The following is a 14845-nucleotide window of genomic DNA, read 5'->3' as shown; positions in this document are numbered from 1 at the left end:
TGCTGCGGCCAGAAGCATAGACCCGGCCATGACTGCCGTCACGGCCGGGACGCGATCACGCCGTCGTGTTGACGACGGTGCCGACCGAGCCGCTGGTCGCCGTAACGCCGCGCTGCGCCTGATCGGTGGTGCCGGGCTTGCTGCCGTCCGAATCGCCGTCCGAGTCGGTGCTGCGGGCGGCGGGTCGCGACGAGGCGGCCGATGTTTGCGCAAAGTACGCAGGGTTATGGGCCATGGAGGACAAGGCTGAGATGGACATGGATTTCTCCTTTGAGTTGCCATGAAGCTTGCAGGCAATCGACACAATGCCGATCAGCCTGATCCTAACGATGCCGACTTAGATCAGCCTTAGCTTCTTGCCCAGATCGCCATGGCATGCGATGACATCGCATTCAGATCCTTATCAGTTTTTTGTTCAATTGCCCGTCGGATAGACCGGAACCGCCCGTGACAGGAACTCTGACTGCAGACTCGACAGCGAGAACGGGCCGTCCTTCGTAGGCGACAGCCGCGATCCGCTTGATCAGCCGCGCGAAGACCTGCCCGGCTGCGGGAATTGGCGCATTGCCGAGCACGCGGCTTGGGATCACCGAATCGAGCCGGGGACGAATCGCCGCAAAGCGGACGGAATCGTCCCAACCCTCACGCAACGCCGCCACCGGATCGGCGGACAGGCGTGCCGCCCTCTTGCCGCCGAGGGCATGCGTATCCATGCGTCCGATATGAAACCGATATACAGGATGCCTGCGCGCCGAGGCGACAGGCAGGCGCAGCTAGTCGTGAGCGCCGGACACACGCCGTTTGTCGTCTTGGGACGCATGGCTTTTTTTAAGGGTTATACGTCCTTTAAGTCATTTCTTGCCTGCTCGATAATTCGTCGGCGAAGTCAGCTTGAGTCAAATGCGGCCGCACTTGAATCGTGACTCGATCAACGGTGAAGCAAAACAAGGAATGTAGATATGAGACTTAAGAACAAGGCAGCTTTGATCACGGGCGGCACGAGCGGCATAGGCCTTGCCACTGCCAAGCTCTTCATCGCGCAAGGCGCCCGGGTGGCGGTAACTGGCCGCGACGAAGCCGTGTTTGAGCGTGTGAAATCCGAGCTTGGCGAGAATGCGCTCGTCCTCAAGGGCGACGTGCGCTCGATCAGCGACATGCGGGCGATTGCCGCAACGATAAAAGAGAAGTTCGGCGGCCTGGATGTCGTGTTCGCCAACGCCGGCTGGGCTTTTCCCTCCGCGCTCAACGAAATCGACGACGAACTCTATAGCGAGATCATGGACATCAACGTCAAGGGCGTGGTGTTCACGCTTCAGGCGGTGCTGGCCGACTTGCGGGAAGGCGCCTCGGTCATTCTCAATACATCGTTCGTGGATCAAACCGGCAAGCACGGGATTTCGTTGACCGCTGCCGCAAAGGCAGCCGTGCGCTCGCTTGCCCGCAGCTGGTCCTACGAGTTTCTCGACCGGAAGATCCGCTTCAATGCCATCGCCCCGGGCGCAATGGATACCCCCCTGCTAAGCAAGTGGGGGTTGTCCAACGAGGTTGTCCGCGAGCGCAAGCAGGCAATGGCGAAAACCATTCCGGCCGGCCACATGGGCAAGGCAGAGGACGTCGCCTACGCGGCGCTTTATCTCGCCAGCGACGAATCGGCTTATGTCATCGGTACCGAAATGGTCGTCGATGGCGGAGCCTCGCAGCTTTAGGCATGCGGTGCCCGATGTCGGCCTTTGAATGCCATCGAGGCCTATCCAGACTCCAAAACAACCAACAGGCTTTCCGCCCTGGTGGACCTTTAATCCGGCCCGACCTGACTGCGCTTACAGAAGGGCCTCAGTGCAAGGAGAAATTATCTTGATCGAGCATCACAAAAATGACAACGCTTACGAGCAACTCACCGGAGCAGGCCATTCACGCCGCGATGCGCTCAAGCTGGGCGGCGTCGCGGCTCTCGCCGCCGTCGCGGGCGGTGCAGCGTTGCTCGGCCACACCACGCCTGTCTTTGCGCAGACCGCAAGCAAGGCAGGCAGCCTCGCTCAAGATGAGCCGCTCAATATCCTGATCGTGACCTACGACGGAGGAACACTTCTTGATTTCGCCGGGCCCAGCGAGATTTTCCACCGGCTGCCTAATACCAAGGTTCGCTACGCGAGTCTCGATGGCGGCCACGTGACCCTCGAATTCGGGGTCGTCTACGGGAATACCGAAAGATTGGCCGATATCGAGAAAACCGACTTGATCCTGGTTCCCGGCGGATCCAACCTGACCGCACCGATGGGACCGGCGTATCAGGCGCAGATCCGTCGTCTGGCCGAGGGCGCCAAGTATGTGACCTCGGTCTGCAACGGTTCGCTCGTGCTTGCCGCAACGGGCGTGCTCAAGGGCAAGCGCAGCGGATGCCATTGGGCTTTCCTTAACGAGCTGCCCAAATATGGCGCGATCCCTGTGGCGGAGCGCTTCGTGGAAGATGACAACGGACGATTCATGAGCGGAGGAGGCGTAACTGCCGGCATCGACTTCGCACTACGCGTTGCAGAAAAACTGCGCGGCCGCAAGGCGGCTGAATTTACGCAGCTGCTGATCGCCTATGACCCGGCGCCCCCCTTCCATTGCGGCGATCCCAGCGATGCGCCGCCGGAAATCCTCGCCATGGTCGACAAAAGACTGCCCGGCGCATCGAAAGGCCTGGCCTTGATTCCGGGCCTTCACTGAAATCATCCCCAGGCAATGCTCATAAGAAGGTCGGCGGCTTGCGATGAGGCCGCCATCTGCATTGCCTGAGCCATCCGCCCCAGCCTGATGGCCCTCTTTCACCAGATCCTTTGACAGGAAATCAAAAAGTGCGATCGATTCGTTTATTTGCCGCCGCCCTTGCAGTTGGCCTTTCTCCTTTCGTGTTTGCCGTGCCGGCATTGGCAAACGGCCCGACACGTCAAACCGAGGCGGCCATCAAGGCCCAGAATGCGCGATGGGCGAACGCCTTTGGGCGGGGAGACTACGCCGCGATAGGCCATCTCTATACAAAAAACGGTGCGCTCTTGCCGCCCGGAGGCGACAGGGTCACGGGACGCGCCGCGATTACCGCGTACTTCGCCAAGGCCTACGCTGGATCCCGGCCGGGCTCGGTATCTTTCAGCAATGACGAGTTCTACGGCGACAATCAGGCGGTGACTGAAGTCTCGGACGCCGACGTTCGCGATCATGATGGAAAGCTCCAGATCCATGCCAAGCAAACACTCATCTTCTTGAAGCAGGGCGGTGTCTGGAAGCTGCATCGCGACATGTGGAGCAGCTACGCGCCATGAGCATTCGAGGCGGTGAAATGATGAAAAATGATGGGCCGGCGATTGCTCGAGACAAGCACTTGAGGATTGGCGGCCTGATCTTCCCGGATATGGATCAATGTGATTTCACCGGCCCTTTCGAGGCGCTGTCGCGCATTCCCAACTCGACCTTCCACACGCTGTGGAAAGACAAATGCATTGTGCGGGATATGCGAGGCATGCAATTGGTCCCCGACACATCGCTGGAAGAGGCGCCTGGACTCGATGTGCTGCTCGTTCCGGGCGGGTATGGCCAAGAAGACGTTGCGGCCGACGAAGCGGTTCTATCTTTCATACGTGCGCAAGCCAGGCACGCCTTGTATGTGTACTCGGTGTGTACGGGTGCCCTGATCTGCGGCGCCGCCGGGTTGCTGCGCGGCCGAAAGGCAACGACTCACTGGACGGCGATGGAAATACTGCCGCTATATGGCGCCATCCCCTGCCATGACCGTGTCGTCATCGATGGTGGCTACATCAGCGCAGGAGGCGTCACATCGGGCATCGACGGCTCGCTCATTCTGGCCGCACTGCTTCGTGGAGACCAGGTGGCCAAAGAGTTGCAACTCTACATGGCCTACGAGCCGCAGCCGCCTTTCGATTCGGGATCTCCCGCAAAGGCATCCGTCGATGTTCTGAAAAACGTCCGTGGGCGAGCGTTCGAAATCACTGAACGGCGCTTTGCCAGCGCCCGCAGATACGCGAAACGCGTTCTGGATTCTGTGTAACGACGCCGTTGGCTTGATGCCCGCAGTGCTTCTTGCCGGCGCGCCTCTGTCGTCGGCGCCGGCAGGAGCAGTTCGTCGATCAATTAGCGCCTGCCGAAGAAGCGGCTCTCGCGCCGGATCGATTGCGGAGGATGTCCATGCAGTTTGACAAAAGCCCTTCGCATTCTCTCCGGATCGGTGAACCCCACAGCCAGGGCAATCTGTTCGATCGGTTCGCTACCGTCCTGCAAGCGCAGCCGCGCCGCTTCGACGCGCAAGCGCTCGACTGCCTTGGCAGGCGTTTCACCAGTCTCCCGGCGAAACGCGCGTCCGAATTGCCGCGGACTCAATCTTGCCGCCTCTGCGAGTCGCTCGACAGGAAGCGCTTCCGCCAAATGTTCCCTGGCAAAGTTCAGGGCGACGCGGATGCGATCCGACTCCGGTTCCATTTGGGACATGGCGGAAAATTGAGACTGGCCTCCTGGTCGGCGATACGCCACGACCAAAAGCCTGGAGACAGCGCGCGCGATTTCTGCGCCCATGTCTTTTTCTATCATCGCCAGCGCCAAGTCTATTCCCGAAGCGATGCCCGCCGAGGTCCAGATTCGACCGTCTGCGATATAGATACTGTCACCCTCGACTCTGACGAGAGGAAAGCGTGACTGCAATTGAGCGATATATCGCCAGTGGGTTGTCGCTCTCCGATTGTCCAGCACGGCCGTTTCCGCAAGCAAAAATGCGCCCGTGCATACGCTTGCCACCCGCTCGGCTCTGTTGCCCAGTTTCCTGGCGGCAGCCACGTTTTCCGATGTCTGCATCGGCTCGATATCACCCCCCACGAAAATGACGGTATCAAAGCTGCGCCGCCCGAGCGGCTTCGTCTCGATCGCAAGCCCGGCATTGCTGCGAACCAACCCGCCCGCCTGAGAGATCACCTGCAGATCGTAGGGGGTATGACCAGCGGCAATGGCCGCCTGGTTGAAAGTCGAAAGCGGCCCGGCAAGATCAAGAGCGTCGTAGCCATGGCAAACGAAGAATCCGATTCGATGCATGATTGCGTAGCCGGCCGAATATCCTGGAATGTCTGATTATAAGGGAAGCATCACTTTACGACACAAATCCTCGGCCGCCAGACTGATGCGCTGTTTTATGACGCGACTGGCGCTCTCGGAGAGACCGGCCTGATGTCTCCGACAGATCACACGCTACGCTGAGCGCTATAAAAAAGCCCTTTAGAGAAGGGCTTTAATGGTCCTATTTTAGTAACGGTATCTACACTGCAGGATAATTAACTGCCCATCCTCTACTGCATAAATAAGGCGGTGTTCCTGATCGATCCGCCGGGACCAACACCCTTGCATTTGACCTTTCAATGGCTCGGGTTTGCCCACTCCTTCGAATGGCGTACGTAGGGTTTCGGTGATTATTCTGTTGAGACGGCGCAGAATTTTGACATCCTGTTTAGCCCAAAATTCGTAGTCTTCCCAAGCGCCTGGCGTGAAAGCGATTTTCCTATCTTTCTCCGGTTTCTTCATTTAAAGGGTCATCCTTGTTGATGATCCCGTGGACTTGTAGATTGCCGGCGCGGACATCTGCAACCGCCTTCATCAGCCTTTCGGCATTTTTGGGTGAGCGCAGGAGATACAGCGTCTCAATGATGCCGTCGTAGTGTTCTTTCGACATAACGACTGCATCTGGAGCATCTCGACGGGTAATAACCGTCACATCAGCGTCGTCAATCACTTGGTCCAGAACAGCCTTCAGGCCGTTCCGGGCGTCTGTGTAATTAACGATACGCATGTCATGTCTTGTCCGTTGAAAAGCGGCTTGAGATCCAATGAGTAAGTGCGCCCCTATGTCACACTTCTAGGCAGGGAATCTAAAACCATAGTTGAGAATACATACATGTCCAGTTAACTGGACATGTATGTATTCTATGTGCAATGCTGCCGAGATGCAAGATATCGGTCGTCACTTCCGCCGTGTCTCTTCCTTCACACGACAGGCGTAGCCGCTTCGGGATAAAGCCCTGGCAGCAAGAACATCAAGGCATCTAGTGGAAAGCCGGAACGCAGGGGTGCATAGGGGCCGGAGCTGGCCACAATCCCTTGCTTGAGTCATGCAGCAATTAGGTTGCGCGCAGTGCGCTCGCCCAGGCCTGTCGACTGCGCGAATTCGCCGCGCGGCATCTCGCCGCGCAGGAACAGCTAGTGCAGTGGCACGATGGCTTCTGCGCGCAGCCCGCTGGATTTATCGGCGGCCCTGAAATGCACGAGGCCTTCGATGTGGCGGCGCATCTCGTCCAGGTTCATCAATTGGCGCAAGACTTGAACCGGGTCCAGGCATACGTCCAGAAAGGTATCGACCGAGGCGGTGAGTGCCTTTTCGCTCAGGTTGCCACGACCGTCTAGATCGCCTTGTCGTGGCGAGTCGGCATAGCCCAGCGCGTCATAGTATTTGTCCCGCGCGCACGCCAGGCGGTGATGCGCGCATGCGGCGGATATCAGCCGCATGCCCTGGTGCATGGGCTTGTCAAACACGTCATCGTAGGCCTGCAGGAATCGCGGCACGCTATCCAACGGGGCGGGACGTGACGCCCCACGGCGACTTCGACCTGGCGCAGCTGGCCCGGCACGACCAAGATTCCCTGCTCGCTGACGCGATCGTCGTCGGGGAAATGCCGGTACAGCGTTTCATGCGCCAGGACGGCCACGCGGCTCGATAGAGGGTTCCAGGCGCCTTCGGCTTGCAGGCCCTTCCAGTTCTTGTTCGGCCTGAATGTGCGCCAGTGCCACGCACTGCAGGCGTGCGGTCTTGGCGTCTACGGAAAAGTCCGCCGATAGCGCCCGAGCGATATTCAGAGGATGGGTCCCCTGCCCCTCGATCCGATTGCTGTAGTAGAAGTTCATTTGGCGCGTGAGTCCCCGCAAGCTTGCCAGCGTGGCCGGCGCCACCGGCCCGAGCAGGGCAGCGGCGGCCGTCTCCACTGCCACCGCTTTCTCCATCAAGTGAACGAGCGATTGATCTCCTGGCAGCAACGGTGTGAACTGGCATGGGGAGACATACATTTCTGCCGCCATTTTTTCCTGCCAAATATTGTCAATAACCTATTGATTATGAATAGATAATATGAAAAATATGCGAAGAGTCATAGTGAATTTTTGCCGGCAAAAATTCGCTATTTTGAGATCTACTGTCTTGCCCTTTTCGTCGGCATCCCCGGCAAGACGCATGTCGCGAAATTGAGCAATGATCACGGCGTTGAGCGCGGCCAGCGAATATTTTCCCAAGCGCGGGATGAGGGCTTTTGCCTTCTTATGCTCCCCGGCCTGCGTGGACTCGTGCTTGGTGGGCGTGAGTCCGGAACTGAGAAATCTTCTATCTTTTTGAATTATTTGAAGATTTTCTCTGGTGCCGAGGCCGGAATCGAACCGGCACGCCTTGCGGCGGGGGATTTTGAGATTGTTCTTGAAGAATAGCATGGGACTACGCTGGAACCCGCTAAGCCTTGCTGGGCTTGGTTTTCCAATGGGTTAGTCCCGTCTAACCTTACGCCTTGACCAGACCGATTGCGGCACACTTCCCGATGCCGTGGCTCCTGGCTGGTTCCTGCGTTCGATCCCGAACTAGGAGGCGTCATGGCCAAGATCAAGCTCACAAAATCCGCTGTCGATGCGGCCGAAGTCACCGGCAAAGACTACGAACTGCGGGACACTATTGTCCCCGGATTCCTCTGCAAAGTCACCGCCCACGGCCGCAAGGTCTTCATGCTCCAGTACCGCACGAACTGGGGCGAGCGCCGCAAGCCGAAAATTGGCCAGTTCGGCGAGCTGACCGTCGAGCAGGCCCGCTCGATCGCGCAGGACTGGCTGGCCGACGTGCGCAAGGGCAACGACCCCAGCGCCGCCAAGCTGGCCGCGCGCATGGCCCCCACGGTCAAGGAGTTGTGTGGGCAGTTCATCGAGGAATACTCGAAGCCGCGCAACAAGCCCCGTACGGTCGATACCTACCAAGGCTACATCGACCGTCACATCATCCCGGCGTTGGGCAAGATGAAGGTGCCCGACCTGACGCGCGCAGACATCACGGCGCTGATGCGGGACAAGGCGCATATCGCCGTCACGGCCAACCGGCTCCTGGCTTGCCTGCGCAAGATGCTTAACATGGCCGAAGTGTGGGGCTACCGGCCGGACGGCTCTAACCCGTGCCGCCACGTCCCCAAGTACCGGGAAGATGGCGAGACGCGCTACATCGTCAACGACGAGCTGGCGCGTCTCTATGCTTATCTCGACCGGGCGGATGCCGAAGGGTTGGAGCACCCGATCCTGACGCTGGCGATCCGCCTGCAATTCGAGTTTTCGGCACGCATGATAGAGATCCGCACGCTCGAATGGGCATGGGTCGATTTCGAGAATCGCCGCGTCGTCTGGCCAGACAGCAAGACTGGCGACATTTCCAAGCCGATGAGCGAAGCAGCCTACCAACTGTTGTCCAATGCCCCGCGCATCAACGATTCGCCTTACGTGTGTCCAGCCATCTTCGACAGCAAGGAACCGCTGCCTGAAGGCACCTATTACAACTCCTGGCGGCGCATCCTGGAACGGGCCAAGGTGCCGCACGTCGGCACGCACGGCATTCGCCATCGCGCCGCCACCGACATCGCCAATTCCGGCGTGCCCATCAAGGTCGGCATGGCGCTGACTGCGCACAAGACCGTCACGCAGTTCATGACGTATGTGCATACCGAGGATGACCCGATCCGGGCGGCTGCCGAGAAGGTCGCCAACCTACGGCGGGACGCCATCGACAGCCGGGCGTCGGCTACGCCGACTGCGCCGCCGGCGGCCGCTTCCGCCATCGCGGAAGGCGAGAAGACCCGCACCAGTCAGGGCAACTATCGGCCCTATCGCCACCGCAAAAGCCCGAAGCGCGCCGTGCCGCCTGGCACAAAGCGGACCACGCCGGAGGCGGCGGCCGGTACCTGAACCTGGCACCCGAATTGTCGTATCGCTGATACGACAATTCGGGGTTTGCCATCCATACCCGAACGGATATAATTTCATGGTACAGAAACGCAAGCTCCTCTATTGGGAAGGCTCGTCGAAAAAGGACTTCAAGGAGTTCCCGATCGACGTGCAGAAGGACATGGGTGTGGCGCTGTTCGTCGTCCAATTGGGCGGCACGCCGGATTCGGCCAAGCCCTGGAAGGGGCTGGGTTCCGGCGTGTATGAGCTGGCGGAAGACCATCGCGGCGACACCTTCCGCGCGGTCTATACCGTGCGGGTCGGCGACACGGTGCATGTGCTCCATGCGTTCCAGAAGAAATCCAAGTCCGGCATCGCTACGCCGCAGCCGGACGTGGAACTGATCGAGAAGCGGCTGAAAGCAGTGCTCGCCCGCTACGGGGCGAGCGGGAGAACGTGATGACCCGTATCAACCATCCCCAAGGCACCGACAACGTGCTGCTCGACCTCGGTTTCGACGACGCCAAGGAGTTGTCGGCAAAGGCCGCGCTTGCGTTCAAGCTCAACGCACTGATCGACCAGCGCGGCCTTAGTCAGTCTGAAACCGCGACGATTACCGGCATGACCCAGCCGAAGGTGTCGCAGGTGCGCCGCTACAAGCTCCAGAACATTTCTCTGGAGCGGTTGATGCAGGCGCTGGTGTCGTTGGACCAGCATGTCGAGATTGTTGTCCAGCCTGCGCGGCGTACGCATACTCCCGGCATCACCGTAGCCGCCTAAAATGTGCAAGTTTTAACTTCAACAACGTGCTCGGAGCACACCTTGGCAGACGCAGAACTCAAAGAACAAATCTTGAAGTCAGTTTATCGGCGTATCGCGCATTTGCCGAATCGGAACGCATCCGCCTGGGAAATTCGGGCTGAATTCGATCATGTCGATAAAGACACGTTCTTCGATGCCCTCATCGAGATGGTGAGCGAGAAGACCTTGTTCGATCGAGGTCATGGTTACGTTGCATTGACGCCTGACGGACGAGACAAGGCTGACCGTCTTGTGAATCCACCGCCTACGTTCAATCACAACACGCTCAATATTGGGCAAGCGGTGAATTCGCCCGTACAACAAGGCATCCACGCGCACCAGACCCAAACCACCACGTACACGGGGCCATCGACGGACGAACTCCAGCAGTTGGTGGATCTGATGAAAGCTCATCTCGCCGAGTTGCAGTTGCCTGCCCTGGACGAGCGGAAAGCTAAAGCGCAGTTGGCGACGATCGAGGCTCAACTCTTGGATGAGCCGAACCCAAGTATTGTTAAGGAAGCCGGACACACCCTGCGCAACATCACAGAAGGGACGATTGCCGGGCTTCTGGCAAATGCAGCACCAAGCGTATGGCCGATCGTGCATGGGCTGCTGGCACAATTTTAGTCTCGATGCGAAGTCCACGTCGTGGTTTTTCCGGCTCGACCAAGCGCGGCTATTTCAAGTTTTATTGGATTCCATATGTTCTATTCGCGCAAGCTAAACAGAGAAACTGGCCGCGTCGAGGTCTGGGAATGTGAATGGTCGAATCCCGGTACAGGGATGGCCAGGAAGGAGTTCGTTCGCAAGCACGGCGACGAAGATGAAGTCGAATTTGAGCATGAGCAATACTCCGCCGCGGCCGCTGTCTGCTGGGCGCCGGGACGGACCATCGGCAACATCGCCGTTAGTTCTGAGGAGGTCTTCGGTCACTTCGAGGGCAAGTCCGGGACAGACGCGGTGCTCCCGTGCCACATCGTTCCGTGTGGAAAGTTCAGGAACGGCGCTCAACGCTGGTACTGCAAAACGCACCAGATCCACTGGGGCACGAAGGCTGACATTGCGGCTTTGCCAGAATCAGGGGAGGTGCTATGCAGCAACCACCTGATGGAGATGAGCTACGTCGTCGATCCCCTCGAAGTTGAATTCAACGAGTACGAGGAAATCGGAATCTGGTGCTCGCTGCCCCCGGCGCTTTCCAGCCGACCGATCGCAAAGCGCGCGCCGAAGATTCACGTGCATAAACGATTCTCCGGTGCCGAGAAGAAGGTACTGGATCGGGATTTTGACGCGATCGTGTGCTCGTACAACCAGGACGCCGGCCTTTTCGCCAGCACCGACATCACACTGATCCAGGTGACGCCACCTGCGGCATTTGAATTCGTTCGTTCCCTCGAACTGGGGTATGAAACCTCCTGCGTCACCTGCAAGAAGTGTGGATACCCTCACCTTGACCTGGGGAGCTTTGCGCGGACGCCGCACGCCAAGCATTTTTGCGGCAACTGCGGCAACGACAGCATTTGGAGTGGCGAGAAGATCGTCTCAACGCCCCTCAAGCCGCTCCATGACCAGTTCAACAACAGCAACACCTATGTGACGCCGGATCGGCAGCTCAACCTCGATGAGTATGCCGGGCACCACTTCGATATGTGGTCGTCAACCCCGGCAGTCCTCTGGACCGCTGACCGCCCCCAGGAGCACGGCATCCATGTGCATGTTTATGAGGGTGAAGGCCATCGCCGCCTCGTTGACGACACGTTTGGCGAAGTCATCTTGAATGGGCAAGTGCTGGATCGCAGGCAGCTATGGCAATTCATGACTGAGAATACGCGCTATTAGCGCATGTGGCGCCGGGCGTTGATCTTATCTGTATCGGATGCCTAGGTCGGTGTTGGCCGCTGCCGATGCTCGATTGCCACTCGGTGTAACTGTGCATCTAGCGCCAAGTATGTTCCTCTTTGGCGACCTTTTGCTTCATGGTGGCCACATCAATGCTTTGCGCTGCCACACGGCGGGATTCAACTTTTTCGGCGGTAACCTCGCCAAGCAAGCTTTCCCCGGCGCATGCATGAAGCGCTTCTTGAAATGCCAATTCGTGAGTCCGCGCCAGTAGCATACTGTTCTTTGAATCGTCCACTACCATGAAGCGCACGGGGTTCAAACGCAGCAACGTTCGCCAGCGTTCGTCGATAGAGACGAAGTGCGGAATGAAGAATGAACCAAATCGTGTTAGGCGAGCGGTTTGTTCCATGATCCGCAGATGTGTCATATCCCAAGCCATGCCGCGAACTGCCTTGAACAGCTTGGCCGAAGGATTGATAACCGGGCCAAAGAAGGGTGCGGCTTCTTTGCCCCGAATGCCACTCCAGATCAAGCTTAATTCGGTTGCGGGAACGAAACCCAGCTCCGATATGCAGAATCGGAGTAATTCGTGCAGGATCTGATCAATGTCGCGCTTGCTTTGATTCCGCCACAGCGTAGCAAATCGAAGCAGTAACGCTTGGACGCCGAGACTCTTGGCTTCATGGTGTACGACCGACTCGTTGGCATATAACTCTGAGAGAAAGGCTTCCGCATCGGGTCGAAGCGATGCTTTCAGAGTTTCTGCGGGAGTGCCGAAATCAAACCGGCTTGGGTTGCTTCTGAAGGCTTCCCAGTTGAGGTGGTCAAGCATGCGAAACGCGATCAGGGTGTTCAAGGGCCTCAGGTTGTTTTCATTTTCCCGGGCCAAGCGAACGTTCTCGTAGAGAAACGGCACGACATCGAATTGCACCCGGGGGTTCTTGGCCTTCAGCATTAAAACCTCGATCACACGATCATGGTCGGCTTGCTGAATATTCTCCCCATTTAGCGTGGCGCGCATTTTCTCCGCGAAGTTGGAATCGAAGCTCAACGAGTAGTCAAGGGGCACCGTTGTTTGCCCGCCCGTGAGTCGTGCTTGTACGCTTATATGGCGCGATATGAAAAACGCCCGCGGCCCCTCGAACAGCGGCGTCACATAGATGCTAGAGGTCGCTCCGAGTTCGAGATCCAGCTCCACTGCACCAGCCTGATCAGTGCTGATCAGCGCCCGCAGGTCGGTGCATTCTGCGGCTCGATGCGTCTCGAGATCTCCGAGTGCAGCTTGATCGCCGGTGAGGATGGCGCGAAACAAGATGTCAACGACAGGCGGCTGAGTCATAGAGGGACAATGATCGAGAGGGTAATGAATGTCAGTGAATTTTCGTCAGGTTGATCCATATGCCTGCGCTGCGACCGACACCTAACACAGGTATATCGGCTTGCGTGACGGATTCCTTAAGTCGGATGGCTCGCCGGGGAATCCACCTCGTTCCATCCCGCTCGCGCCGTTGCAATCGCTTCATGAATCCGCCGCCCACGAGATGGTACGGCTTGAGGAATTGCATGCACGCTGGCAACGCCGAAGATGAAACCCACCGACATGGACGGCGGCGTGGGCGCCGGATGCCGTGCACTTAAATCTCACTGCCGCGCCCGCGAACCCAGTCGTGGTCGGGGATGACTAACGATCCAATAGCACCGGATGTCCGCTGTACTAAGCCTTGTTCATGCTGCGAAATCGAGAGCGCGAGCATTTGGATGGCCGACCTGGCAACTCGTAGTGCGCGCAATGCTTCCCGGGTAAATTGCTCCCGGCGATGATGTTCAATTTCAGGTGTCTGCCTGCTACGTGCGGGATCTCCAAAGTCGTGCAGTACCACAAATCGGTGCGTGCCCGCGTTGCGGAGGTCCTTTTGAGAGCGCAGGATACCCGCGATGCTGTCGTAGTCCTCGGCAAGCTCCACAAGACCATAGAGGGCACTGACGCCCCCGCGAATCACCTTCTCGACCTTCTCGGAAAGGGGGCGTGCACCAGTTACCTTGTCAGGGGTTCCTCGCCATAGCTTGCCAAAGTAGACCTTCTCTGGCGGTTGTCCAAACTCGAAATAATGGTTCGCCGTCACGGCTATCTTGTCGAGCAGGTCGAGGGCTGTACGATGCGCCAAGATAAGCGCAGACGCATCGGGGCCGTAGGTGGCGTAATCAAGGGTATCCCCAAATCGCCCCGTCGTGGGCCACACGTTTTCGTCGGCAGCCCGCCAGGCCAAGTCACGTGCGAGTATAAAATCGCTCTTCAGTACGTTGAACATGGCAAATACGGGGGGCGGCATTCCGCTGACGCCGGGCTCGCGTTCCAGAATTCCGGGAAGCATGAGCCAATCCAGCTTACCTAAGGTGGGATCGATGAGTTCGACGGCTGGTGCAAGTGTCAGGCGTTCGTGTTCAACCCACCTGATGAATGGATCGGCGTGTGGCGATCGCGGCGGCGGATCTTCCAGCTCGCTGGCGAACGCAGCGATCTTTTCCGCAGCCTGCGCACCGGCGTATTGGATGACTCGATCTTGATATCGATGTGCAATCTTCGCCAACATGATTGCCTCGACACGTGCAAGGTCTGAACAGACGCCTCGCTCGTAAAGCCATAGTAAATTATGGGCCGCGGAACTTGCCGCAACTCCGTTTTCCGGATCGATCTCTAGCGCTGCAAGCCATGCATCATGAGCTTCGCCAAGTCGGTAGCTGCTGCTGAACTGGTTGGCGAGGTTTGTCCAGGCTTGGGTTCTCAGCGCGGGGTCGGCATCCGCGGCCTGCGCTACCTTCCAGAAGCATTGTCGTGCCTCGGCACGACGCTCTCTGGTGTGTTCCTGATGCTCCAACCACATGGGGTTACGAGGCGGGGTACCTGTCGCCGCGACCAATCCGTTCGCCAGGTTATAGATGATGTCGGCCGTTGGGAATCGGCTATGCAGTTCGCGAAATAGCGTAAGCCCTTCTTCAATCGCATCCTGTTGTCGAGTCAAGGCACCGCCATCCACCAAGGTGCTCGCCCGCAAAATCATCAGATTGAAGCGTTCGGGTTCAGCGGTATCAAGATCGATCTCCCGGGCCTGCTTTACTGCCTCGGCAGGATCGTTATCCAGCAGGGTTTTCAGATGAGTCGCCTGCTCGTAAAATCTGTCATGCATTGACGACATTATCGCGGACTCCT

Annotated in this window: 19 protein-coding genes; 10 read left to right on the top strand and 9 right to left on the bottom strand. The window is 58.2% G+C overall.

What is annotated here, in order from left to right; translation table 11 throughout:
- Positions 1 to 55: 55 nt before the first annotated feature.
- Positions 56 to 259 (bottom strand): hypothetical protein, encoded by a 204-nt coding sequence (locus tag H143_RS0108650; protein WP_019937839.1) that lies wholly within the window; start codon positions 257 to 259, stop codon positions 56 to 58.
- Positions 260 to 392: 133 nt separating this feature from the next.
- Positions 393 to 713 (bottom strand): hypothetical protein, encoded by a 321-nt coding sequence (locus tag H143_RS20285; RefSeq protein ID WP_019937838.1) that lies wholly within the window; start codon positions 711 to 713, stop codon positions 393 to 395.
- 246 nt (positions 714 to 959) lie between these two features.
- Between H143_RS20285 and H143_RS0108640 the strand changes: the two genes are divergently transcribed.
- The 4 genes from H143_RS0108640 (at position 960) to H143_RS0108625 (ending at position 4048) form a co-directional block, all read left to right on the top strand.
- The gene (locus tag H143_RS0108640; protein ID WP_019937837.1) at positions 960 to 1706 is read left to right on the top strand and encodes an SDR family oxidoreductase; all 747 of its coding nucleotides are present in this window, start codon (positions 960 to 962) and stop codon (positions 1704 to 1706) included.
- Between the two features lie 148 nt (positions 1707 to 1854).
- Positions 1855 to 2712: a DJ-1/PfpI family protein gene (locus H143_RS0108635; protein WP_019937836.1), complete on the top strand. Its 858-nt coding sequence runs from the start codon at positions 1855 to 1857 to the stop codon at positions 2710 to 2712.
- Between the two features lie 128 nt (positions 2713 to 2840).
- A complete protein-coding gene (locus H143_RS0108630) occupies positions 2841 to 3305 on the top strand; it encodes a DUF4440 domain-containing protein (protein ID WP_019937835.1) in 465 nt (154 codons plus the stop codon).
- Positions 3302 to 4048 (top strand): DJ-1/PfpI family protein, encoded by a 747-nt coding sequence (locus H143_RS0108625; RefSeq protein WP_231378484.1) that lies wholly within the window; start codon positions 3302 to 3304, stop codon positions 4046 to 4048. The genes H143_RS0108630 and H143_RS0108625 overlap by 4 nt, the downstream gene beginning before the upstream one ends.
- 83 nt (positions 4049 to 4131) lie before the next feature.
- On the opposite strand, the gene H143_RS0108620 is transcribed toward H143_RS0108625, so the two are convergent.
- The 4 genes from H143_RS0108620 to H143_RS21590 form a co-directional block, all read right to left on the bottom strand.
- Positions 4132 to 5079: a GlxA family transcriptional regulator gene (locus H143_RS0108620; RefSeq protein ID WP_019937833.1), complete on the bottom strand. Its 948-nt coding sequence runs from the start codon at positions 5077 to 5079 to the stop codon at positions 4132 to 4134.
- A gap of 207 nt (positions 5080 to 5286) precedes the next feature.
- A complete protein-coding gene (locus tag H143_RS22005) occupies positions 5287 to 5562 on the bottom strand; it encodes a Txe/YoeB family addiction module toxin (protein WP_081627024.1) in 276 nt (91 codons plus the stop codon).
- Positions 5540 to 5827 carry a type II toxin-antitoxin system Phd/YefM family antitoxin gene (locus H143_RS0108615; RefSeq protein ID WP_019937832.1) on the bottom strand — a complete coding sequence of 96 codons (288 nt, stop codon included), beginning with the start codon at positions 5825 to 5827 and terminating at the stop codon, positions 5540 to 5542. Before H143_RS0108615 ends, H143_RS22005 begins: the two co-directional genes overlap by 23 nt.
- A 407-nt stretch (positions 5828 to 6234) precedes the next feature.
- A complete protein-coding gene (locus H143_RS21590) occupies positions 6235 to 6606 on the bottom strand; it encodes a hypothetical protein (protein ID WP_231378483.1) in 372 nt (123 codons plus the stop codon).
- An 11-nt stretch (positions 6607 to 6617) separates the two neighbouring features.
- Here H143_RS21590 and H143_RS23125 point away from each other — a divergent pair, with 11 nt between their 5' ends.
- The gene (locus tag H143_RS23125) at positions 6618 to 6752 is read left to right on the top strand and encodes a hypothetical protein (protein WP_019937831.1); all 135 of its coding nucleotides are present in this window, start codon (positions 6618 to 6620) and stop codon (positions 6750 to 6752) included.
- Between the two features lie 382 nt (positions 6753 to 7134).
- Here H143_RS23125 and H143_RS22935 read toward each other — a convergent pair whose 3' ends face one another.
- Positions 7135 to 7509 (bottom strand): hypothetical protein, encoded by a 375-nt coding sequence (locus tag H143_RS22935; protein ID WP_019937830.1) that lies wholly within the window; start codon positions 7507 to 7509, stop codon positions 7135 to 7137.
- A gap of 156 nt (positions 7510 to 7665) precedes the next feature.
- Between H143_RS22935 and H143_RS0108590 the strand changes: the two genes are divergently transcribed.
- The 5 genes from H143_RS0108590 to H143_RS0108570 all read left to right on the top strand — a co-directional run bounded on the left by H143_RS0108590 (position 7666) and on the right by H143_RS0108570 (position 11634).
- The gene (locus tag H143_RS0108590; protein ID WP_019937829.1) at positions 7666 to 9012 is read left to right on the top strand and encodes a site-specific integrase; all 1347 of its coding nucleotides are present in this window, start codon (positions 7666 to 7668) and stop codon (positions 9010 to 9012) included.
- A gap of 76 nt (positions 9013 to 9088) precedes the next feature.
- Complete coding sequence (locus H143_RS0108585; protein ID WP_019937828.1) at positions 9089 to 9451, top strand: type II toxin-antitoxin system RelE/ParE family toxin; 363 nt, start codon at positions 9089 to 9091, stop codon at positions 9449 to 9451.
- Complete coding sequence (locus H143_RS0108580) at positions 9451 to 9771, top strand: helix-turn-helix domain-containing protein (protein ID WP_019937827.1); 321 nt, start codon at positions 9451 to 9453, stop codon at positions 9769 to 9771. Before H143_RS0108585 ends, H143_RS0108580 begins: the two co-directional genes overlap by 1 nt.
- A 42-nt stretch (positions 9772 to 9813) precedes the next feature.
- Positions 9814 to 10422 carry a hypothetical protein gene (locus H143_RS0108575; RefSeq protein WP_019937826.1) on the top strand — a complete coding sequence of 203 codons (609 nt, stop codon included), beginning with the start codon at positions 9814 to 9816 and terminating at the stop codon, positions 10420 to 10422.
- A gap of 75 nt (positions 10423 to 10497) precedes the next feature.
- Positions 10498 to 11634 carry a hypothetical protein gene (locus tag H143_RS0108570; RefSeq protein WP_026349859.1) on the top strand — a complete coding sequence of 379 codons (1137 nt, stop codon included), beginning with the start codon at positions 10498 to 10500 and terminating at the stop codon, positions 11632 to 11634.
- A 97-nt stretch (positions 11635 to 11731) separates the two neighbouring features.
- Here H143_RS0108570 and H143_RS0108565 read toward each other — a convergent pair whose 3' ends face one another.
- A complete protein-coding gene (locus tag H143_RS0108565; protein WP_231378482.1) occupies positions 11732 to 12949 on the bottom strand; it encodes a hypothetical protein in 1218 nt (405 codons plus the stop codon).
- A gap of 322 nt (positions 12950 to 13271) precedes the next feature.
- Positions 13272 to 14831, bottom strand: coding sequence for an LA2681 family HEPN domain-containing protein (locus tag H143_RS0108560; protein WP_019937823.1), 1560 nt, complete (start codon positions 14829 to 14831; stop codon positions 13272 to 13274).
- Positions 14832 to 14845: the final 14 nt, after the last annotated feature.

The sequence above is a fragment of the Bordetella sp. FB-8 genome, from assembly GCF_000382185.1.
GTDB lineage: Bacteria > Pseudomonadota > Gammaproteobacteria > Burkholderiales > Burkholderiaceae_B > Bordetella.
Note: the sequence above shows the minus strand (reverse complement) of the source record. Positions and strands in the feature narration are given on the sequence as shown.

Bases quoted from the DNA above. Each gene is read 5' to 3' on its own strand.
- H143_RS22005 (WP_081627024.1), bottom strand. From the start codon at position 5,562: ATGAAGAAACCGGAGAAAGATAGGAAAATCGCTTTCACGCCAGGCGCT.
- H143_RS20285 (WP_019937838.1), bottom strand. From the start codon at position 713: ATGGATACGCATGCCCTCGGCGGCAAGAGGGCGGCACGCCTGTCCGCC.
- H143_RS0108580 (WP_019937827.1), top strand. From the start codon at position 9,451: ATGACCCGTATCAACCATCCCCAAGGCACCGACAACGTGCTGCTCGAC.
- H143_RS0108590 (WP_019937829.1), top strand. From the start codon at position 7,666: ATGGCCAAGATCAAGCTCACAAAATCCGCTGTCGATGCGGCCGAAGTC.
- H143_RS0108620 (WP_019937833.1), bottom strand. From the start codon at position 5,079: ATGCATCGAATCGGATTCTTCGTTTGCCATGGCTACGACGCTCTTGAT.
- H143_RS22935 (WP_019937830.1), bottom strand. From the start codon at position 7,509: ATGCTATTCTTCAAGAACAATCTCAAAATCCCCCGCCGCAAGGCGTGC.
- H143_RS0108560 (WP_019937823.1), bottom strand. From the start codon at position 14,831: ATGTCGTCAATGCATGACAGATTTTACGAGCAGGCGACTCATCTGAAA.
- H143_RS0108585 (WP_019937828.1), top strand. From the start codon at position 9,089: ATGGTACAGAAACGCAAGCTCCTCTATTGGGAAGGCTCGTCGAAAAAG.
- H143_RS0108625 (WP_231378484.1), top strand. From the start codon at position 3,302: ATGAGCATTCGAGGCGGTGAAATGATGAAAAATGATGGGCCGGCGATT.
- H143_RS0108615 (WP_019937832.1), bottom strand. From the start codon at position 5,827: ATGCGTATCGTTAATTACACAGACGCCCGGAACGGCCTGAAGGCTGTT.
- H143_RS0108570 (WP_026349859.1), top strand. From the start codon at position 10,498: ATGTTCTATTCGCGCAAGCTAAACAGAGAAACTGGCCGCGTCGAGGTC.
- H143_RS0108640 (WP_019937837.1), top strand. From the start codon at position 960: ATGAGACTTAAGAACAAGGCAGCTTTGATCACGGGCGGCACGAGCGGC.
- H143_RS0108650 (WP_019937839.1), bottom strand. From the start codon at position 259: ATGTCCATCTCAGCCTTGTCCTCCATGGCCCATAACCCTGCGTACTTT.